The 215-nt window shown below is 62.3% G+C and carries 1 protein-coding gene; it reads right to left on the bottom strand.

Translation table 11 applies throughout. The features are described 5' to 3' along the window. On the bottom strand, nucleotides 1-191 hold a 191-nt coding region (locus QN357_RS19465; RefSeq protein WP_323505466.1), incomplete at its 3' end, for a KUP/HAK/KT family potassium transporter. Between the last annotated feature and the right edge of the window lie 24 nt (nucleotides 192-215).

The following is a 215-nucleotide window of genomic DNA, read 5'->3' as shown; positions in this document are numbered from 1 at the left end:
CGCGTGATCGCTTGTCGGCCGAAATGGCCTAGGTCGGCGTAGAGGGCTTCGGCTCCCGTAACGGCCAGAACGATCGCGCCGAGGGCGAAGAATGCTGTCCCGGGCTGGTCGATGAAGAAAAGTACAACCCAGTGCGGTGAGAGCGCTTGAAGGACCGCGGGGTCCTCCAGGATCGATGCGCCACCCGTCACTGCGAGGACAAGAAACCAGAGCAA

Source organism: Cryobacterium sp. RTC2.1 (assembly GCF_035018685.1).
In the GTDB taxonomy this organism is placed as follows: Bacteria; Actinomycetota; Actinomycetes; order Actinomycetales; family Microbacteriaceae; genus Cryobacterium; species Cryobacterium glucosi.
Note: the sequence above shows the minus strand (reverse complement) of the source record. Positions and strands in the feature narration are given on the sequence as shown.